Raw genomic sequence first — 20,796 nt, forward strand, 5'->3', positions numbered from 1 at the left:
TGCCAGCCCCCATTCCGGACTTTCACCGTAGAGATGACGCCCATGCTGGGCGTACTACAATAAAAAACCGCCTGCCCCCAAGGGGTGCAAGCGGTTTTCGGACGACCGGCGGCCGGTTCCGATTACGAGATCGTCTTTTTCCAGTCGGCGGCGAACTTCTCCAGCCCTTGATCCGTGAGCGGATGCTTGACGAGCTGTTCGATGACGGAAAACGGAATGGTGGCGATATGCGCGCCGGCCATGGCGACCCGGGTCACGTGATCCGGATGGCGGACGGAGGCGGCGATGATCTGCGTTTCCAGGTTGTGCACGCGGAACAGCTCCGCGATCTTGGAGACGAGCAGGACGCCGTCTTCCGAAATGTCGTCCAGACGGCCGAGGAACGGCGAGACGTAGGTGGCGCCCGCGCGGGCGGCCAGCAGCGCCTGATTCACCGTGAAGACGAGCGTGACGTTCGTCTTCACGCCTTTCTTGGCCAGGTAGCGGCAGGCTTCCAGGCCCGCCAGCGTCATCGGCACCTTGATCGTGATGTTTTTGTCGTTGTTGTTGATCTTGATCAGCTCGTTCGCCTGGGCGATCATCTCCTGCGCCGTGAGGGCGTCCGGCGTGACTTCGGCGGAGACGGATTCGACCTCGGGCACGGCCTTCAAAATTTCTTCGATGCGATCCTCGAACTTGACGCCTTCCTTGACGACGAGGGAAGGATTCGTCGTGACGCCGGATAGAACGCCGATTTGGTACGCTTTTTGGATGTCGGCCAGGTTGGCGGAGTCGATAAAGAACTTCATGGTCATAACCTCCTAAGGTTGGATTCCGATGAACATTACTTCAATAGTTCTTTAACCAAATGGACGACGCGTTCAACGGTGAAGCCGAAGTGCGCCAAAACCGCGCCGCCCGGGCCCGAAGCGCCAAACGTATCGATCGACAGCACCTCGCCGCCCGGTCCGACGTAGCGCTCCCAGCCAAGGGAGATGCCGGCTTCGACGGAAACGCGTTTCGCGACGGCGGCGGGAAGCACGCTTTGCCGGTATGCCTCGGGTTGACGGTCGAACAGCTCCCGGCTCGGCATCGCCACGACGCGCACGGAGACGCCGTCTTTCTCCAGCTCGGCTTTGGCGCCGACGGCCAGCGATACTTCCGAGCCGGTCGCGATCAGGATGGCGTCGGGCTCCGCATTCGTTTCGGACAGCACGTAGGCCCCTTTGGCCACCTGCTCGCGATTGCCGCGCGTCTCTTCGTAGACGGGCAGATTTTGCCGGCTCAGGACGAGCGCGACCGGTCCGTCCTGCTGCGTGAGCGCATAAGCCCAGGCGCTCGCCGTTTCGTTGGCGTCGGTCGGCCGGATGACCGTCAGTCCCGGGATCGTGCGCAGCGCCGCCAGATGCTCGACCGGCTCGTGCGTCGGGCCGTCTTCGCCGACGGCGATCGAGTCGTGGGTGAAGACGTAGATGACGGGCAGCTTCTGAAGCGCCGCCAGCCGGATCGACGGCCGCAGATAGTCGCTGAAGACGAAGAAGGTGCTCACGAACGGATGGACGCCGCCATGCAGCGCCATGCCGTTGCCGGCGGCGCCCATCGCGTGCTCGCGGACGCCGAAGTAGACGTTGCGGCCGGCGTAGGACGCGACGGCGAAGACCGGCTCGCCCTTCATATCCGTCATCGTCGAATGCGACAGGTCCGCGCTGCCTCCGAAGAGCGAGGGAACGCGCTTCAGGTAATGGTTGATCGCTTCGCCGCTCGCGACGCGCGTCGAGACGGACTTGGCCGCGTCGAACGTCTGGATGTCGGCGTCTTCGAGCTTCACCTCGCCGGAGATTGCGCGGGAGAGCTCCTCGCCGAGCGCCGGATGCCGATCGGCATAGGACGCGAACAAGGCGTTCCAGGCTTCCTCCGCCGCGGCGCCGTTGCCGGCGAGCTGCTTGAAGTGCGCGCGGACCTCGTCCGGTACGGTAAAGTCTTCCTCATACGTCCAACCGTATACCTGTTTGGTCGCTTTCGCTTCCTCCAGGCCGAGCGGATTGCCGTGCACCTTGTTCGTGCCCGCCACCTTGCTGCCGTAGCCGATGATCGTGCGAACCTCGATCAGGGTCGGCTGATGCGTATGCGCCTTGGCGGCCGCGATCGCCTCCGACACGGCCACGACGTCGTTGCCGTCCTCGACGCGCAGATAGTGCCAGTTGGCGGATTCGACGCGTTGGCGGATTTGTTCGCCGAAGCTCAGGTTCAGCTCCCCGTCGAGGGAGATGTCGTTCGAATCGTACAGCACAACAAGTTTGCCGAGCTTCATGTGGCCCGCCATCGACATTGCCTCATAGGAGATGCCCTCCATGAGGCAGCCGTCGCCGACGAGCGCGAACGTGTGATGGTCGACGACCGGATATCCTTCGCGGTTGAACTTCGCGGCGAGATGCGCTTCGGCCATCGCCATTCCGACCGCGTTCGCGATCCCTTGGCCGAGCGGTCCCGTGGTGGCTTCCACCCCGTCGGTGTGACCGTATTCGGGATGTCCCGGCGTCCGGCTGTTGAGCTTGCGAAACTGCCTCAGGTCGTCGAGGGTCACGTCGTAACCGAACAGGTGCAGCAGGCTGTACAGCAAGGCGGAGCCGTGACCCGCCGACAGGACGAACCGGTCGCGGTTGAACCATTTGGAGTGAGCGGGATTGTGCTTCAGATGGCCGGCCCAGAGGGCGTAGGCCATGGGAGCCGCCCCCATCGGGAGTCCGGGATGGCCGGAATTGGCGGCGTTGGTGGCGTCGATCGACAGCGTGCGAATCGTATCGATCGAGCGCTGCTCAAGGGTGTGCGTGGTTGGCATAACGATCTCCTTCCGTTGACTTTGAATGGGATGTTGCGGGCTCGTCGTCGTCGAACCACCAGCGGAAGCCGTCCGCCGCCAGCAGCGCGTCGGATTCGGCGGGCCCGTAGGTGCCGGCCTCGTAGCGGCGAAGCGGAACCCGGTCGCTCGCGAAGGCGTCCAGCACCGGCTGAACCCACTGCCAGGAGCGTTCGACCTCGTCCCAGTGGGCAAAGAACGCGGCGTCTCCCCGGAGCGCGTCGCCGATCAGGTTCTCGTAGGCTTCGGGCGAATCCGGCGGCGTGAGATGCAGGTCGACGCGGATCGGCTTGAACGCATCAGGCGCGCCAGGCTCCTTCGTGTTGAGTCGCAGGGAGATGCTCTCTTCCGGGCCGATCTCGATGACGAGCAGATTCGGCAGCGCGCCGCCTTCGCCCTCGTGCCGTCCCTGCTTCAGCGGCGCCTTGAACTCGACCACGATGCGCGTCGACTTCTTCTTCATGCGCTTGCCCGTCCGGATATAGAACGGGATGCCTCGCCAGTCGTTGTTGTCGATGCGCAGCCGCGCCGCGATGAACGTCTCGTTCGCGGACGCGGCCGGGATGCCCGGCTCGGACGTATAGCCGGCGACCGGCAACCCGCCGATGGTACCCTCCGCATACTGGCCGCGAACCACATGCAGCGCCGCGTTGTCGAGGTGGAGAGGCTCAAGCGCCTCCATCGCCTTCTTTTTCTGGAAGCGTACCTGCTCGGCGCCGCCGCCGTCATAAGGCAAACGGATCGCCGTCATCATGAGAAGCTGCAGCAGATGGTTCTGTACCATATCCCGCAGGGCGCCTACGTGATCATAATACCCCGCCCGCTCCTCGACGCCGACCGTCTCGCTGGCCGTGATCTGCACGTTGGCGATGTAGCGGTTCGTCCACAGCGCTTGAATGACGGGATTCGCCTGCTGGAGCGACTCGAGACGCTGGACGACGGGCTTGCCGAGATAGTGGTCGATCCGATATATCTCCTCTTCCGCGAACGACTCTGCGAGCTTACGGTTAAGCGTACGAGCCGACGGCAGGTCGTGGCCGAACGGCTTCTCGATGACCAGGCGCTTCCACCCGTTCACCCTGCCCAAGCCGCTGCCGCGAATGTGGTCCGCGATCGTCTCGAAGTATTCGGGCCCGACGGACAAGTAGAACATCCGATTCTGCGGCAGACCGAGCGCATTCTCGTGCGACTCGACCTGAGCCAGCAAGCCTCGATAGTCCTCTTCGCGTCCGATGTCGAGCACGCGGTAGGCGAACGCCTGCAAAAACCGGTTCAACGCCTCGGCGTCGTCCGGCTTGGTCCGCGAGAATTGGTAGATAGACCTCTCTACGGCGGCTTGGTACACTTCGGCGGTCCACTCTCGGCGGCCGAGGCCGACGACGGAGAAATGCTCCGGCAGCAGGCCGCGCGCGAACAGGTTAAACAGCGCGGGGTAGATTTTCCGTTTGGCCAAATCCCCCGTCGCGCCGAACAAAATAAAGGTGCACGGCTCCATATGGTCCACCATCCCTTCGAGCGTCGGAGCCGCTCTGGTTTCTTTTCCGTAATTCCACTATAATACGAATGGAAGCCATACAAGTAATTAATATATTTCACAGGAGATATAGAACGTTTCTATGGCCATCAACTACGAATGGTACAAGGTATTCTACTGGGCGGCGAAGACGGGGAGCCTGTCGCAGGCGGCCAAGTCGCTGTATTTGACGCAGCCGAGCGTAAGCCATGCCATCAAGCAGCTCGAGGAAAGCTTCGGCGTCGCCCTGTTCTACCGGACGTCCAAAGGGGTCGACCTGACGCCGGAAGGGTCGGTGCTGTACGCCTACATCGAGCAATCGCAAATTCTCATCACCCTCGCGGAGGAGAAGATGGCGGCGCTCAAAAACCTGGACAGCGGCGAGCTGCGGATCGGCGGCAGCGACTCGCTGTTCAAGCACTACGTGCTGCCATATCTAGAGCAATTTCACGAGCGGCATCCGGGCGTCAAGCTGCATCTCAACCACGGCACGACACCGGAGGTAATCACGTTTCTGAAAGAAGGGCGGATCGACCTCGGGGTCGTGCGCATGCCGATCGTCGATCCGCAGCTGCAGATCACGGAGAGCTTCCAGCTTCGGGACTGCTTCGTGGCGGGAGCGCGCTACGCGGAACTGAAGGATCAGGTACTGTCGCTGGACGCGCTGCTGCAGTATCCGATCATCCTGTTCTCCCGCAACAGCCGGGCGCGGATGACGATCACCGAGCTGTTCCAGAGCTACGGCTACTCGATCAAGCCGGAGATCGAGGTCGGCAGCGTCGATCTGTTGATCGAGTTCGCGCGCAGAGGGCTCGGCATCTCCTACGTCACCCGGGAATTCGTATCCCGGGAGCTGGAGGAAGGCTCGCTCTTCGAAGTGCGGCTCGACGTCTCGCTCCCCCCCTCCCGCGTCGGCATCCTGACGATGCGCAACATGCCGCTATCCAGCGCGGCGCGCGCCTTTATCCAATTGGTCCGGTAAACGCCAAAAGACAGCCTCCCCTCCGTCTTGCGGAGCGGGAGACTGTCTTTTGCTTGGCAGTCCCTTTGCGTTTCTATTCGATTTTTCGCATACAAAGAGGCATGCTCGACCGGCGTAAAGTCCCATTTCGCGAAGCCGCCGTCCGTGGGCGTTCGGAGCGTTTAAGATCTGCCGGCGCGGAAGGCGGCTCCCCGCTGATTTATGCGGACCGGCGCCGCCGCTTTCGCCAGAAAAGGATGGTGCCCGCAACGGCGAGGACGAGCGCCAAAAGGGCGGGAATCCCCACGTTCGCGATATGGCGGACATTCGGCAGCGGGAAGCCCAATTCGATGTGGTTGTTCTCCAGCAGCTTCGCGTGCCAGACGAGCGTCCGCCCTCCGTCCCGCGTCTCGTCGGCATTGTGATCCCGCAGCCTGATCGGCGTCGTCAGCAAGAGGTCGAAGCGAATCTGGCTTTGCGCCAACTGCTTGGTGATCGCCGGCAGTTCGGCAAGCTTCCGGTTCGCCTCTTCACCAAGGCCCGCTAACGCTTGGCTCGCATCGTAATCGACGCTAACATGGTAGCGGGCAAAAAAGTACCGCTCGTCCTTCGTCAGCGTCATCCGCATGCCGTCCGGCAAGCGGCTCGGCCGATCTTGGAGCGTCTTCAGATCGAGGCGGCGCGTCGCCCGAATTCCCGCGCTGCCGCCCGTATCCTCGACGCTGGCTTCCATGCCGTTTTGTCGCAGCGCGTCTGCAAGCTGTCCGGGCAGGTCGGGCTTGCCGACGAGCTTCAGCATCGTTTTGCTCGCCGAGGCGTTCAAATCCAGATCGGCCGTCCCGTTGAGGTGAACCGTCAGATGCGCTTGACCTTGCGCGCACGAAGCTAGCAGCGCCGCGAGCAGCAGCCCTATTCCCGCCAGCAGCGCCGCACGCCGGACAGATTGTCGTCTCCGAACCAATTGCTCCCCTTCTCCCCGCATTCCTTGAACTCGTCTTTCCATCCATTATACGCCGTCGACAACACCGCAAAAAAGCAGACGGGGAATTTGGAATTTCGTCTGCTTTTTTTTCCATTGGCGCTTGCCGAAGTCGTTCAACTCCGTTGGACGCTTTCTTTGCGTACGCGGAAGGAGACGACCGTTCCCTGTCCGGGTTCGCTGCGAATTCGCAAGCCTTCCCCATACAATTGCTTCAACCGGCGGTCGGTGTTGGCGAGCCCGATGCCCGTTCTTCTCCCGAGCGGCTCCTCTCGCCGCAAAGCTCGTTCCAGCATCTCGGGATCCATGCCGACGCCGTCGTCCCGAACGGATACTTCCGCTTCGTCCCCCAGATCGATTACGCGAATCCGGACGGTGCCGCCCTCGGCGCGCCTGAGCAGACCGTGACGAACGGCGTTCTCGGCCAGGGGCTGAATGGACAGCGGCGGAACTTGCAGCTCGAGAAACTCGTTTGCCTCCCACTCGACCTCAATACGGGCGCCAAACCGTTCCTTTTCGATATACAGATAGGCCCGAACCAGTTCCAGCTCCTTGCGAAGCGGCACCAGTCGGTCCGAGTTCGCGAAGTCGAAGCTGGCCCGCAGGTAGTCGCCGAAAGCAAGCAGCAGGCCGCGCATCCGGTCGATGTCGACTCCGCTGAGCGCGGCAACGGAATTTAGCGTATTGAACAGAAAATGCGGCTGGATTTGCGCCTGCAGCCATGCGGCTTCCAAACGCGACTGCTCGCGGGCCGACCGCGTCACATCCGCGAGCGCCCTCACCCGCATTCTCAGCTCCTGCGCGTCCACGGGTTTGACGAGATAGTCGTTGGCTCCGGCGCGGAAGCCCGCTTCGATATCTTCCGTCCGATGTCGGGCCGTCAGCAGCAAGATCGGCAGCTCCGAGCGGGAGTAGCGGGATCGGATCTTCTCGGCGACCTCGTAGCCCGACATGCCCGGCATCATGACGTCCGCGATCAGCAAGTCCCAAGTGCCCGCATTCAGAAGGGCCAGCGCCTCGGAACCGCTTGTGGCAAGCGCGACCTCGTATTCTTCCAGGTCGAGCACATGCGTCAAAACGCGCAGGTTCACGGGGTCGTCGTCGACGGCGAGAATGCGCAGCCTCTCTCCCCGCTCCGGGGCTTCCGCCGGCGTGTCGGCGGCCGTCTCGACGCGGGTGAGAACCTCATCTTGTTCGAACGGCTTCGACGCGGCGTCCGCAGCTTTTTCCGCCGATCCGATTTCGGTCGGCTTCGCGATGGGCAAGGTAAACCGGAAGACGGAGCCGACCCCTGGAACGGAACTCGCCGTCAGCGCTCCGCCATGCAGCTCGACCATGCGCTTGCTGATCGTCAGGCCGAGCCCGAACCCCGCGGCGTTCGTCTCCACCTGCTCCGTCCCCTGCTCATATGGCTGGAAGATCCGGCTTACCGTCCCTTGGTCCATCCCGATCCCGGTATCGGCTATGCGGACGACCACCGTATCGTCTGCAGCCTCCGCTTCGATCATGACCTGCCCCTCATGCGTAAACTTGACCGCATTGTGCAACAGGTTGAACAAGATTTGCAGCAGCCGGTTCTCGTCGGCCATCACCTGCGGCAGCGAATCCGGGATCCGGTTCTCGAGTCGAATCGGCTTTCCTTCCGTCATAAACCGGACCATGTCCAGCACGCCCGCGGCCTTCGCCTGAAGCTGGAGAGGCGTCGGCTTCAGACGGATGCGGTCCTCCCGCAGCCGGGCGAGATCGATCAGATCGCTGAGCAAAAAAGACATTCGCTTGCCCACCGACACCAGCAGCGCCAGGCGCTCCCGGTTGGCCTCGTCATCCAGCCGCCGGCCGCTGTCGAGCATGGACTGGGCCATGTTCAACATGCCGTGAAGCGGATTCCTCATCTCGTGCGAAGTGTGCACCAGGAACTCGTCCTTGCGCTTGTCCGCCGCCTGCAGCCGTTCCGCCAATCTGGCCGTCTCGGCGGCGATGCGGAAGTACCGCTTAAACCAGTACAGCGCAAAGCAGACGAACAAAGCCGCCATATCGAAAGGATAATAACCGTCATCGAGAAATAGCGAGTAATTGAGGATGCCCCAGATGAGATTCGCCGCGATCGCGATCGCGCCGAGCAGCAAATAGATCGCGTCCGGGACGCCTCTGCGGACCGCCAAATAGAGGAAGATCGGAGCGGTGACGAACGCAACCAGCATCAGCACCGTATGGAGCCCGTCGGCAAAGGTAAACATCTTGACCGGCAGCGCCAAAACGAACAACCCGAAAAGACCGCACGCGGCGAAGTGCCAGCGGGAATGGCGGAGGATCGGGAACTCCGGCAGCAAGCTTCTTACGAATTGCAGCAGAAACGCCGCTACGCCCAAGTAGGATAGATAACTCACCTTATACGCCGATTCGTAATCGACCCCGAACCACGCGGACAGAATCCGGTCTTGATCGACACCGATGGCAGCCGCCCCGCATATCCCCAGCAAGGAAAAGATCAGGAGCGATTTTTGGCGGGCGCCGATGAAGTACAGGACAAAAGCGTACAGGGCGTGCATGATCATCAGCAGACACATGGCCGCCTGCGCCCCGGCGGAGAACCAATACGCCTCGTTCATCGCCTTGGGCAATCCGAGCTTGACCGGCTCCGTCAGACCGCCCATCACGCGGTCGTCGTAATTGGCCGTTTGCAGCACGAGATCGAGAACGTCGCGGTTGGCGGCGAACGTGACCGAATAAGGCACGTTGCCCGGCGTATAGGACGAAGCTTCGTCCGCCGGAAGGCCGGAACGGCCCAGCAGATTCCCGTTCACGTACAAGGCCGAGGAGGCGGAGATCCTCGACACGCGAACGGTCAATTCCGGCATGCCTCCCGCCGGCATCCGTATGCGCAGTCGGTACGTTCCGTATCCGAAGGCGGATTTGCCCGACGGGGAGATATCCCGCTGCCAGCTGCCGGGGACCGAAGCCGTTGCGGCTGCGATGCCCGCCGGTCCGAACGCGTCGTCGGGACCGGGCGAGAGCAGCTGCGACGGATAGAATTCCCATTGTCCGACAAGGGAAAGGACCGGCTTCGAAGCGGGATCCCATTGGCGCAAATCGAGCAGCCCCTCCGCGGCTTCCACCCGCGTCGAAGTCTTCTGCATATCGATCCAGGCAAGGCGAACGCCGGTCAGCAGGAGCAGGAATAAGCCGACGATAGCCGCCACTTTTCTTCTTTTCATCATAAGCGTAGAGATTCGACAAAAACCGCACGGATTCCTCTTTCCCGCCCGCCGACGCGATGAAAGTTTTCCGGCATGGCCAATGATCCTATTGAATACAGGGCCTATCTTCGCGGCGATCGAAGCTTACGATTTCACCGATAGCTGCATTCCTTTAATAAAGTTGCGCTGCAGGGAGAAAAACAAGATGAGCGTCGGAATCGACGTCAGCACAATGCCCGCCAGCAGCGTCGTAACGCCAGACCGGAAAAACATCCCCTGCATGGTCGACAAGCCCGCCATGACCGGACGAACCGTCTCGGAACGGCTCAAGGTCATCCCGAAGATCAGATCGTTCCATATCCAGGTGAACTGAAAAAGCATAAGCACGGACACCGGGGGCACGAGCAAGGGAGCCACGATATTCGAGAAAATGCCGAAGCTGCGAAATCCGTCCATTTGGGCTGCTTCTATCATTTCATAAGGAATCGTCGTCATGAAATTTCGCAGCAGGAACAGGCAGAACGGGATTGCGATCGCCACGTAGAAGAAAAGCATCCCCCAGAACGTGTCGTACATCCCTAGCTTCTGATACCCTTTGAACAACGGAACCAGGTACATTTGAAAAGGAAAAATCGTCCCGCTGTAGATGAGCAAAAACCAGTAAAACCCGCCTTTCAACCGGAGGATGACGATGCCGAACGCGGCCAAAGCAGCGAGCAGGATGCTGATCCCGGCGCCCAAAGAACTGTAGAGGAAACTGTTCAGCATGCCCCTGCCCAACTCACCCATATGCAGAGCTTCCTTCATATTCGCGAACAATTGGAACGATTCCGGCCACGCCCACATGTTCCCTTGCGTGTAATCCCGGTAAGACTTGGACGCGTTCATGAGCACCAGAGCGATCGGAAGCAGCCATAGCACGGCAAGTATCGTCACCGCGAGGTAGGCGGACATCGTTGCAATCTTTCTCATCGGTCAAGCCTCCCTCGCGATCGTTTTGCGCAGATAGAACCAAGAGACGGCAATGGAAGCTACGGTCAGCAGAATGGAAATGGCCGCGCCTTGGCCAAAGTGGAACAGCACGAAGGACTCCCGGTACATGGTGACGGCCAGCGTCTCCGAGGAGCGGTACGGACCGCCCATCGTCATGACCCAGATCAGATCGAATATTTTGAAGCTGTTCACGAGCGCCATGCCCATGACGACGATCGTGATCGGGTTCAGCAGGGGGAGCGTGATGCTCCAGAACGTGCGCAGGCGGCCGGCGCCATCGATGGAGGCTGCTTCGAACGGCTCTTTCGGCAGCGCGCCAAGACCGATCAGGAACAAGAGCATGTTGGTTCCGGCCCCTTGCCAAATCGAGGCGACGATCATCGCGTACGTGTTGTAAGGCGGCGTACTCAGCCAATCGATGGCCAGCTCGTTCAACCCGATGCGGGACAGAATGAAATTGATGCCGGTCTGGGAAAACAAGAACACCCAGATTACCCCGACCACCGTAAGAGACATTGCGTAAGGCAAATAGAAAACGTTCTTGAAGAAGCGCTGTCCCTTCATGTTCTGCAGCAGGACGCTGAACATCAGACCAAGTCCTACGGGAAACGCCAACGTAGCGACGACCCAGATAAACGTGTTTTTGAGAGAGGCAATGTAGGTCATGTCCTGAAAGATACGGACGTAATTCTCGAAGCCTGCCCACTCGGTTGTTCCCAATCCGTCGTCATTGGTGAAGCTTACGTACAAAGTGTACAAGATCGAGGTGATGAAAAACGCGGCGATGATGAGGGCGGCTGGCAGCGTGTAGCATAGGGCGACGCCGTGCTTCCTCCAGTACTGCATATAGCGTTCCTCCTGTCTTTCTCCTGTGTACCTTCATTGTAAAGACAGGAGGGGGAACGGAATAATAGAAGATCTATGGATTTCTTGTAGGATCTATGGGGGCTGAATTTCGGTATTCCTGCGGGGTCATGCCGTGATGGCGTTTGAACAGGTTCGAAAAATAGGCCGGGTCGCGGTATCCGACGGCTTCGGCGATCCGGTACGTCTTCAGCTCGGTTTCCGCGAGCAGCTTTCGGGCTTGCTCCATCCGGATTTCCGTCATGTATTCGACGACGCCCGTACCCGTCTTCTTCTTGAACATGACGCTGAAGTAGGCAGGGTTCATGTTCACGTGTTCGGAAATCAGGGTCAAGTTGACGTCCCGGCTGACATGCTCCCGGATGAACGCGATCGCTTTATCGACCGCCAGATTTTGATACGATCTGTCCGGTCCCGAACAACCGGATTTCCCGATCCACTCCAGCACCGGCTCGATGCAGCTTGAAAGCGAATCCGCTAATTTCAGCCGTTCCAACATGGGATCGCCCTGCATCGTCCCCTCGTCCCAGTCTTGCCGGATCATGAACTTGCGATGCAGAACGATAAGCGCGACCCGCAGCTCTTGCTTAAGCCCTTCAACGGCCGTCGGCGAAAACGCCGTACGCTTTACCGCTTCGATCCATTGCCTTAGCCGCGTTTCGATCTCATTGCCCGAGTCAAACAATTGAAGCTCTCTGAGCTGCTGTAAATAGGGCTGAATGTCTTCCTGGGTGTAGGAATTCGCATCCTTTCCCGTAATCAAAACGCTTTTCTCGCGCAACAGGCGCAGGACAAGCAGCCCGGCAGCCTCGGCATACGCGTCGTTCAGCGCATGCATGGGGCGGGGGGACGACAGGGCTGCGGAGAAGGACAGATTCAAGTAATGGGCGACGTTCCTGCGGATGTCCTGCAGCTTCACGCAGGCCTCTTCGAAGGCCAAGCCCGCGGGCAGAAGCAGAACGAGCCGTTCCTGCTCATCGAAGAAACAAGGTTCCCCCTGCACGATTTCCGACGCGATATTCCAGCTCGCATACTTGAGCAAGTCGAACTCGCGGCGCGTAAACTTCCGGATCAGCTCGAACCTTCCTTCATATTGGAAGAGGGCGACGGTGCAGAAATCCTCCTTGAAAACGACGCCAAGCCTGGCTGCTTCCCGCTTGATTTCAGCCAATGGAAGCTTAGATTCGCCGGATGATACCAGCTTTCGGAGATAGTCGGTTTGCAGCAGCAGCTGGCTGCGGTTCCATAGTTCATTCTTCTGGCCTTCCCATAGGATGCGCTCCCGTTCTTCGGCAAACTCCCGGTATATCGCTAGCAGCAGCTCTCGCATTTCCCCGAATTCCGGCGGCTTGACGATATAGTCCTCGCAGCCCAGCCGGACCGCTTGCTTGGCGAACTCAAAATCGTCGTATCCGCTCAAGATGACCGTCCGTACCTCGGGGAATCGCTCCGAGAGATGCCGAATCAGCTCCAGCCCGTCCAGATTCGGCATGCGAATGTCGGTCAGCACGACGTTCGGCTGAAACTCGGCGACCATGCGCAGACCTTCGGCTCCATCGCAAGCCGTTCCCGCCACGGAGACCGGTAGCTCCATCCTCTCGATCATTCTCGTTAACCCCGTGCGCAACAGCTCTTCGTCATCCACGATCAACAGTCTCATCGTCCATTCGGGGAAGCTCGATCGTATAGACGGTTCCTTGTCCGGGTTTGCTCTCCACGTCAAAGCAGATCCTTCCTTTCGTGTAGGCGAGATGGATTCTTTCGTACACGTTGCGAACCCCCAGGCTCTCCTTGGTTCGGACTTCGCCGCCGAGCATGGCGTCTTTCAAGTCCTGAAGCTGCTCCGTCGTCATCCCCACCCCGTCATCCGCAATGCGGATCAGTAGCCGTTCGTCGCCGTTCTCCCGCTTCGCCCTTATCTCGATCCGAATGGCGCCTTCCTGACCGTTCGGAACAATGCCATGGATGATGGCATTCTCCACGATCGGCTGCAACAGCAATTTGATGATCCGCCATTCCATCGCCTGCTCGTCGATCTGCAAATCCAGACTCAGCTTCGGATAGCGGTATTTCATGACCTCCATGTAGAGTCGGATATGCTGGCATTCTTTGCGGACGTTCACCCATTCCTTTTCTTTGCCGATAGAGTATCGGAGCAGCTTCCCCAATTTGGAACCCATCGTCGAGATGTTGTAATTGCCGTCAATCTCCGCTTGCATGACGATCGCGCTTAACGTGTTGTGGAGGAAATGGGGGTTGATCTGCGCCTGGAGCGCGGCGATTTCCGATTGTTTCCGCCGGTCCTCCACATGCACGATTTCCCCGATCAACTCATGGATGTGCTCGACCATATGCCTGAAGCTCGACGTGATGATCCCGATTTCGTCCGTGCGCTTCGTATCCGGGATGACGATATGGAACTGGTGTTTCGGCGCGGTTAGCATCAGGCGGCTTAAGCGTTTGAGCGGAAACGAGATCCGGTAGCTCACGCTGACGATAAGGAGCATCGCCATCAGGAAGAAAAAAAGGTTGATCAACAATATGACTTTCTGGATATGTTCGATCTTCGAGAACAACCGGTCCTTCGGAATCACGGTTACGAGCGTCCAATTCGTAATGTCCGATACGAAGCGGCTCTGAAACCGATCCGCTTCTACGCATTGGGAGAGCGCTTGCTCCAAGCAACGCTGCTGCAGATCGAAGATGACGTTTCCTTGATCGTTCATGAGATAGAGGCTTCCGCCGCGATTCAGCAGTTCCTTCCCGGATTCAAGCGTAAAGTCCAGCCGGAAGAACATTCGGACCATCCCAACCTCATGGAACGTTTTGGGATTGTACAGCAGCCGGGAAATCGCGAAGGAGGAACGCCCATCCGCTCCCTGCACCGGGGGAAAAAGATACGCCGCTCCGTGCAGCCTGCGGGTCTGATCGACCCAATCCCGCACGTCGTCGCGACGGTTGCTCTTGCCCAATTGAAACTGGTTGCCGTTGCGGTCGAAGATCTCGACCGACTCGATATGGTTGCGGTCGGTCTCCAGCATCATCGACAGCCATCCGTTGATCTGGGCCGTCTCGTCGAACGAATAGCCAAGATGACCGTCCTCGTTATGCAGATGGCTCTCCAAAATGTTGTTCAACGTATAGTCGTAAGCCGGATTTTTTGTGATCCCGTTCAACAACTGGATGTAGCTATCCATCGTATCGCCGGTATTCCGGGTCATTCCCTGCAGCCAGGACGCGGCGTCCGATTGCATCTCCCGCTTCAGGTAGGAGAACGTGATCAAGTTCATCAGCAAAGTAGGGAGAAGCAAGATCAGGACGAGGATGGCGGCCAGGCGGTTCGGAAACGAGATGGACATGGACATGATACCCCTCCATACTAAAAACAATCAGGGAACCCCGCCGGGGGCCCCCTTATCTTCCGACAATTATTGATTTTCCGTCCAATATTGATCGGCTTTTTTCTGAATATTTTGCAGCACCAGATCCAATTGGCCGGGATTGTGCATGAAACGGATGAATTCGCTCGATGCATATTCCGCAAGCTCGGATGGCGTCGCTTCCCAGAATCGGGTAACCGTCTTGATCTTCCGTTCGTTGATCTCGCTCGCCAGACCCGTAATGATCGGATCCGTCGATTGGAGGTCGGTCCGAATCGGAACCCCGCCGTAGAGCAACAACACCTTCTCGTTCGCTTCCTTCTTCGTCAAGGCCATCAAGGCTTGAATGGCCGCCTCTTTGTGCTTCGACTTCTCGGATACGAGGAACGGCGTCACTTCGGAGATGACGACGTTCCCCGCCTCCGGCTTGACGGCCGGGAGCACGAACGCTCCGAAATCCGTGCCGGACGTGAGTCCCGCTCCTTTAAAATAATCGGAATACCAGCTGCCCATCATGAACATCGCGAATTCGCCTTTGCCGAACGCTGGAGAAATCTCGTTCTGAAAATCGAGAGGTTTGGCGAAATAACCTTTATCGTAGAACGATTTCCACTGCTTCATCGCTTCGACGACTTCCGGGTCCGTATATTTTGCTTGCCCCGCAACCAGCCTGGTGTAGAAGTCCGGGTTGGAGTGGGCCATAAATTCCTCGAACCAGATGAATCCGTTCCACACGTCGACAGTCGTCGTTCCGATCGGGGTTACGCCGTTCGATTTTAGCGTATCGTTGATGTTCAGGAACTCTTCCCATGTTGCCGGCGGCTTTAATCCATATTTGTCGAAAATCTTCTTGTTGTAGAACATGACCCAGTAGTGAACGCCGGCCGGAATGCCGTACGTTTTCCCGTTGAAGGTCAGCGTTTCGGCCATCGCGGGATCCACGCCATCGGCGACCATTTCCTTCCACTGTTCCGTCATGTCGGCGACGTGGCCAGCGTCGACAAGCTCTTTCATTCGGTAGCCATTCCACCATTTGAAAATGTCGGCGGCGTTGTCTGTCGTAAATCCGACTCGCACGGCGGTCTGGAAGGATGTCGGTTCATTGTAAGGAACGCCCTTCAGCTCCAGGTTACTGTTCTTTAGAAGAATGGGGTTGATTTCCTTCAAGTAGTCCGTCCAGGCCGGATTATCATAAAAGAAGTCCGCCCTCGTGGTTTCCTTCTCCTGGCCGTTCGCGATCGAGGTTTCACTCGGCATCCCCGAACGGGTCGCATTTTTGCTGTCGCTTCCTCCGCAAGCGGTAAGCAGCGTCGCGAACAGGGCGAACGCGAGCAGAATCATTCCTTTTTGGCGCATAGCAAGTACCTCCCCAATAATCTTATCTTTCCTTTAGTGAAAGGCGACCCGGAGCGACCGTACCGACCGGCCGGGAACCCGGACGACGACGGAACCCTGAACGATATCGAGCTCGCGGATGAACTCTTCTACAGGCGATACGAGGCTGGCCGAAGCCGGATGCCAGGTCGGGAAAAAGATGCGGCAATCCCGTTCCCGATGCTCGACATTCTGCACCCGGACGATGATGCCGTTCGCATCCTCAGCCGGCTTGGCTGTAGTAAGGAACGTTTCGGGACGATCCGTTTCGAACAAACGGCCTTCCTTCGGGGTTCCCTCCCGGCGCACGAGGTCCCGGAGCACGATCGGCCGGGTGAACGCCTCCGCGCCGAATCGGGCGCACGCCCCGTCTCCGGCTTCGCCTGCGTGAGTGGTCAGCTTGTAGCGCAAGGGAATCCGCCCCCCTTGGCTGGCCTTGAAATTGACCATCCAATGGTTGTTCAACGCCCATGACAATACCACGGGAGCTTCGGGCTCCAGATGCTCCGCCCACTTCCCCGTCGTGATTCCGCCGAGCTGGACGAGCGGAGCGTCGAGCGGAACGATCGTAACCCCCAGCGAACCGTCGTGGATCTGCGCCCAGCGCTGTATCGGATACCAATCCCTGACGGTGCCCGGCAACTGCTCCTCCTCCGGAGTAAGGGCAATGCCATTGATGTCCGCCTTGAACCGAGGCTCGCGGAGATTGAACGGAAACGCGACGAATACCGCTTCCGGGTCCGTCACATGCTCTTTGTCGAGCGTCCAGTGGATGCCGAGCGCCTTCTCCCGCGTCGACAACACAAACGTGCAGGAAGCCGAGCGCACGCCCTTCGCTTGAATCGCCACCGTGATTCTGGCTTCGTAAGCGGTCACTTCCGGTTCCGAGATGTCGACACGGAAAGGCACCTCATGGCGGAACGGCGTATCTTTGACGCCATAACCGAAATATTCGTTGGACCAGTCCGATACGTACAAGGCGTCGCGTCCCACCGGACTGTCGACCCATTCGTAGACGTACTGTCCGATCTGCCAGCCCCGGTACTGTCCCGCGAAATCGTGGCCCAACTCCTTGTCGTACCACTCGCTCAGACCGCCGCTTGCCGGATCGATCGTGATCCGATAATAAGCGTTTTCGATGCTTCGTTCTCCGCGCTTCAAATCCTCGCCCGCGGGCGAATCGGACAACGGCAGAAAGGCATATCCGAACCCCGCCACTTTCCCTTGGACTCTTCGGCCTTCGTCATCCGGCTTGATGCCCCAGGTCAAGCCGCGCGGAACGAACATTTCGAGCATGCCGTTGGGCGCTTGGCCGCCTCGCCGGACCGGCTCTTCGACGACCACCTCCCGATCGTACGGAAGCGTGTTGATTACCATTAGCTCTTGGTAGGTCGGCGTCGGCTTGGCCAGTTCGGGAGGCAGGTGCCCCAGGTCGAACCGGACCTCGTCTTCTTGCTTGGCATAAGCGGAGGCCAGCTTTCTGGACGCCCTGGACAGCATGTCGTGCGCCTCGGCCGATGCCTGGTAAGCATAATTCGCTTTCTTGTTCCACTGGGAACGGGAGAACAAGCCGTCCGGAGATTCGATGCTGGAGAACGCTCCCCAGGTGTGCTCGTCATACAACGTCATCGATTCGTAGGTGCGGACCATCCGCTCCACATCCCAACCTTTGTCGCCCAGCGCCTGCAGCCACGCGCCGATCATTTCCGCGCTTAGCGCAATTTCATGGGTCGCCCGGTTCAATCCCGTCTCGTACGCGCTGGAAGCGACTCCGTCGCACCACCAATCCAGCCAATCCCCTCGCATCGTCTGCAGCCGGTTCGCGTACTCCGCTCTCAGGATCCGGTTCAGTTCGGAAATCGTTATGAGTTCCATTCGCGGCATCTTGCCCGCTTCGTTCCACTCCCGGATGAAGTCGGACAGCCGCGCGTCCGGCCAGCCGTTGTCCACTCGCATCGGATTCGTCGTTTGGCCGTACGCGAAGTCGAACGGGTAGTCCGGATCGTTTTCCAGCTTGTCCACGATGTTCGGAACGAACGTATCGGCCAACTGCCTATGCCCCAAACCGGCCAACCCGCCGAACAAATAATGATAGCCGTTCCAAGCCAAAAGCTTGTTGCCGGCCGGACCCTCCCACCAGAATGCGGACGGCCGCGGCTTCGGGACGTTGCCGCGCACCGGATTGACGGCCATCGTGAACAATTCGATGCCAAGCTCGGAGAGCAGATCCGCGTACATCCAACTGGCGCCGTTCACGTCGCAATTCATCGCGACGCGGATATCGACGCCGTACAGGTCCCGCATCCGTTTGACGGGATAGAGGCTCCTGTGCATCTGCTCCACGTTCAGCAGAGGCGTCATGTTGTATTGCATGCCGGCGATGTCGATTTGCCCGGCTTTATGCCATTTCAAGAACCTTTCCAACTGTGAAGACGAGCAGGCGTGCAGGTACTTCTCCGTCATGCCCGTCACTTCGCAAACCCACTTGGCCCTCGCTTCTTGCGGGTAGTCCGCCGTCTTCTCGCACAGGTCGAGCGCATAATCGATAAACTCCATGTGCTGACGGAAGCACACGTCCTGGTAGTCGGTAAATCCGATGTCCGTATGCGAGTGATTCACGAAGTAGAACTTCTTGATCTTCGCCATTTCGGCGGCCTCCTTTCATCCGGATGATCCGTTTCTGGAAACAGTATAGGCCCGCAGGGTCATTGAAAACATAAAGGATCTATAGATATATTAAAATATTTATAGATGCGTCGAGACGACTCGCGAAAGATTTACTTTTCGGTTAACCATCATGTATTTCCCTTCCTTTTTGTTGACATTCCAGCTGTTATGGGATATAAAAGGTTTGTCGTTGCATTTATTTATTAACCATTAGGTTAACTATTGGAGGAATTCATCCATGTCGCAATCCATCCCTCGGCCGGAGCATCCGCGCCCCCAATTCGTGCGCGAATCGTGGATCAATCTCAATGGCGCATGGCAGTTCGAGATCGACCATTCGCGCAGCGGCAAAGAAAGAGGGCTGCAAGCGCCCGAAGCTTCGCTCGGACAGCGCATTCTCGTTCCGTTCAGCCCGGAAAGCAAGCTGTCCGGCATCGGACACACGGACTTCATGGCTGCGGTATGGTACAAGCGCAGCTTCACGATTCCCGCCGGTTGGGAGAAAGGCGAGGTCTTGCTGCACTTCGGCGCGGTCGATTACGAAACGGAGGTGTGGGTGAACGACGTATCCGTCGGCAAGCATCGCGGCGGCTATAGTTCCTTCTCCTTCCCGATCGGCCATGCGCTTCGCGACGGCGACAACGTCGTAACCGTCTATGCGGAGGACGACGTCCGCTCCGGCTTGCAGCCCAGAGGCAAGCAAAGCGGCTCGTACCGTTCGCAAGGCTGCGACTATACGCGAACGACCGGCATCTGGCAGACGGTATGGCTCGAGCTTGTACCGAAGACGCGCATCGCTTCGTTCCGCCTCGTTCCCGATCCCGACAACGACAGCCTGCACGTCAGTGCCGTCGTCGAAGGGCAGACCGACGGAATCTCGCTCCGCTGCGCCGCGTCCTTCGAGGGCGAACCTGTCGGAGAGCAATCCGCTCGCGTCGGCTCGCGTTCCGTTTCGCTGACCCTCCCTTTGTCCGAGAAGCATCTGTGGCATCCGGGAGAACCGGCTTTGTACGATTTGCGCCTCGAACTCGTCAAGGACGAAGCAATCGTAGACGCCGCGGCATCTTACTTCGGGCTGCGCTCGCTCCGTTTGGACGGCATGGCGTTCCGAATCAACGACCGTTCGGTGTTCCAGCGTCTCGTGCTCGATCAAGGCTTTTATCCGGACGGCATCTATACGGCACCGACGGACGAGGCTTTGAAGCACGACATCGAGCTGTCGCTGGCCGCCGGCTTCAACGGCGCCCGCCTGCACGAGAAGATGTTCGAGCCGCGTTTCCTTTATTGGGCCGACCGACTCGGATATCTCGTATGGGGAGAACATGCCAACTGGGGGCTCGACATCACGACGAGCGTCGGACTGGCGCGGTTTCTGCCGGAATGGCTCGAAGGCATCGAACGGGATTACAATCACCCGAGCATCGTCGGCTGGTGCCCGTTCAACGAGACGTGGGATTCGTCAAAAGGAACGCGCCAGGACAACGAGGTGCTGCGGATCGTCTACGAGACGACGCGCGCGTTCGACCCCACGCGTCCGGTCATCGACACGAGCGGCAATTTCCATGTCGCGACCGATATTTTCGACGTGCATGACTACGATCAGAACCCGGAGACGTTCCGCGCCCGCTACCAACCGCTGGCGGAAGGCGGCAAGCCGTGGGTCTCGTTCCCCGATCGGCAGTCCTACGGCGGCCAGCCCTACTTCGTCAGCGAGTACGGCGGCATCTGGTGGGATCCAGACCAAGCGAACGAGCAAGGCTGGGGATACGGCGAACGCCCGAAGAGCGTAGAAGAATTTAGGTCCCGGTACGAAGGACTGACGAACACGCTGCTCGACAATCCGAACATGTTCGGGTTCTGTTATACGCAGCTTTACGATATCGAACAGGAAGTAAACGGATTGTATACGTATGATCGGCGGCCGAAGTTCGACCTGGCTTGGCTGAAAGCGGTCAACGGCAGACGCGCCGCGATCGAGGACTAAGTTACGCCGGCACGGCAAGAGGGTGTCCCGCTATCGTCATCGGACGAT

General features: G+C 59.0%; 13 protein-coding genes. 2 read left to right on the forward strand and 11 right to left on the reverse strand.

Annotated features, from left to right (window positions below):
* Positions 1–122: 122 nt before the first annotated feature.
* The 3 genes from fsa to zwf are packed head-to-tail and all read right to left on the reverse strand — an operon-like array spanning position 123 to position 4,331.
* Entirely contained in the window at positions 123–788 is a 666-nt protein-coding gene (gene fsa / locus LKX83_RS14435; RefSeq protein WP_227882981.1) for a fructose-6-phosphate aldolase, read from the reverse strand.
* A 35-nt stretch (positions 789–823) separates the two neighbouring features.
* Positions 824–2,818 (reverse strand): transketolase, encoded by a 1,995-nt coding sequence (tkt, locus tag LKX83_RS14440; RefSeq protein WP_227882982.1) that lies wholly within the window; start codon positions 2,816–2,818, stop codon positions 824–826.
* Entirely contained in the window at positions 2,796–4,331 is a 1,536-nt protein-coding gene (gene zwf / locus LKX83_RS14445) for a glucose-6-phosphate dehydrogenase (protein WP_227882983.1), read from the reverse strand. The genes tkt and zwf overlap by 23 nt, the downstream gene beginning before the upstream one ends.
* Before the next feature lie 121 nt (positions 4,332–4,452).
* Here zwf and LKX83_RS14450 point away from each other — a divergent pair, with 121 nt between their 5' ends.
* A complete protein-coding gene (locus tag LKX83_RS14450; protein ID WP_227882984.1) occupies positions 4,453–5,331 on the forward strand; it encodes a LysR family transcriptional regulator in 879 nt (292 codons plus the stop codon).
* A gap of 199 nt (positions 5,332–5,530) precedes the next feature.
* Here LKX83_RS14450 and LKX83_RS14455 read toward each other — a convergent pair whose 3' ends face one another.
* The 8 genes from LKX83_RS14455 to LKX83_RS14490 all read right to left on the reverse strand — a co-directional run bounded on the left by LKX83_RS14455 (position 5,531) and on the right by LKX83_RS14490 (position 18,743).
* Complete coding sequence (locus LKX83_RS14455) at positions 5,531–6,271, reverse strand: hypothetical protein (protein ID WP_227882985.1); 741 nt, start codon at positions 6,269–6,271, stop codon at positions 5,531–5,533.
* 134 nt (positions 6,272–6,405) lie between these two features.
* A complete protein-coding gene (locus tag LKX83_RS14460; RefSeq protein ID WP_227882986.1) occupies positions 6,406–9,507 on the reverse strand; it encodes an ATP-binding protein in 3,102 nt (1,033 codons plus the stop codon).
* 123 nt (positions 9,508–9,630) lie between these two features.
* Positions 9,631–10,458 carry a carbohydrate ABC transporter permease gene (locus LKX83_RS14465; RefSeq protein ID WP_227882987.1) on the reverse strand — a complete coding sequence of 276 codons (828 nt, stop codon included), beginning with the start codon at positions 10,456–10,458 and terminating at the stop codon, positions 9,631–9,633.
* A 3-nt stretch (positions 10,459–10,461) separates the two neighbouring features.
* Positions 10,462–11,325, reverse strand: coding sequence for a carbohydrate ABC transporter permease (locus LKX83_RS14470; protein WP_227882988.1), 864 nt, complete (start codon positions 11,323–11,325; stop codon positions 10,462–10,464).
* Positions 11,326–11,398: 73 nt separating this feature from the next.
* Positions 11,399–13,066 (reverse strand): response regulator transcription factor, encoded by a 1,668-nt coding sequence (locus tag LKX83_RS14475; RefSeq protein WP_227882989.1) that lies wholly within the window; start codon positions 13,064–13,066, stop codon positions 11,399–11,401.
* A complete protein-coding gene (locus tag LKX83_RS14480; protein WP_227882990.1) occupies positions 12,981–14,708 on the reverse strand; it encodes a sensor histidine kinase in 1,728 nt (575 codons plus the stop codon). The genes LKX83_RS14475 and LKX83_RS14480 overlap by 86 nt, the downstream gene beginning before the upstream one ends.
* Positions 14,709–14,771: 63 nt before the next feature.
* Positions 14,772–16,079, reverse strand: coding sequence for an ABC transporter substrate-binding protein (locus LKX83_RS14485; protein WP_227882991.1), 1,308 nt, complete (start codon positions 16,077–16,079; stop codon positions 14,772–14,774).
* A 33-nt stretch (positions 16,080–16,112) separates the two neighbouring features.
* On the reverse strand, positions 16,113–18,743 hold the full coding sequence (locus tag LKX83_RS14490; RefSeq protein WP_227882992.1) for a glycoside hydrolase family 38 N-terminal domain-containing protein: 2,631 nt from the start codon (positions 18,741–18,743) through the stop codon (positions 16,113–16,115).
* Between the two features lie 259 nt (positions 18,744–19,002).
* Between LKX83_RS14490 and LKX83_RS14495 the strand changes: the two genes are divergently transcribed.
* A complete protein-coding gene (locus LKX83_RS14495; protein WP_227882993.1) occupies positions 19,003–20,748 on the forward strand; it encodes a glycoside hydrolase family 2 protein in 1,746 nt (581 codons plus the stop codon).
* Positions 20,749–20,796: the final 48 nt, after the last annotated feature.

This window comes from Cohnella baijiui, from assembly GCF_020731285.1.
Classification (GTDB): domain Bacteria; phylum Bacillota; class Bacilli; order Paenibacillales; family Paenibacillaceae; genus Cohnella.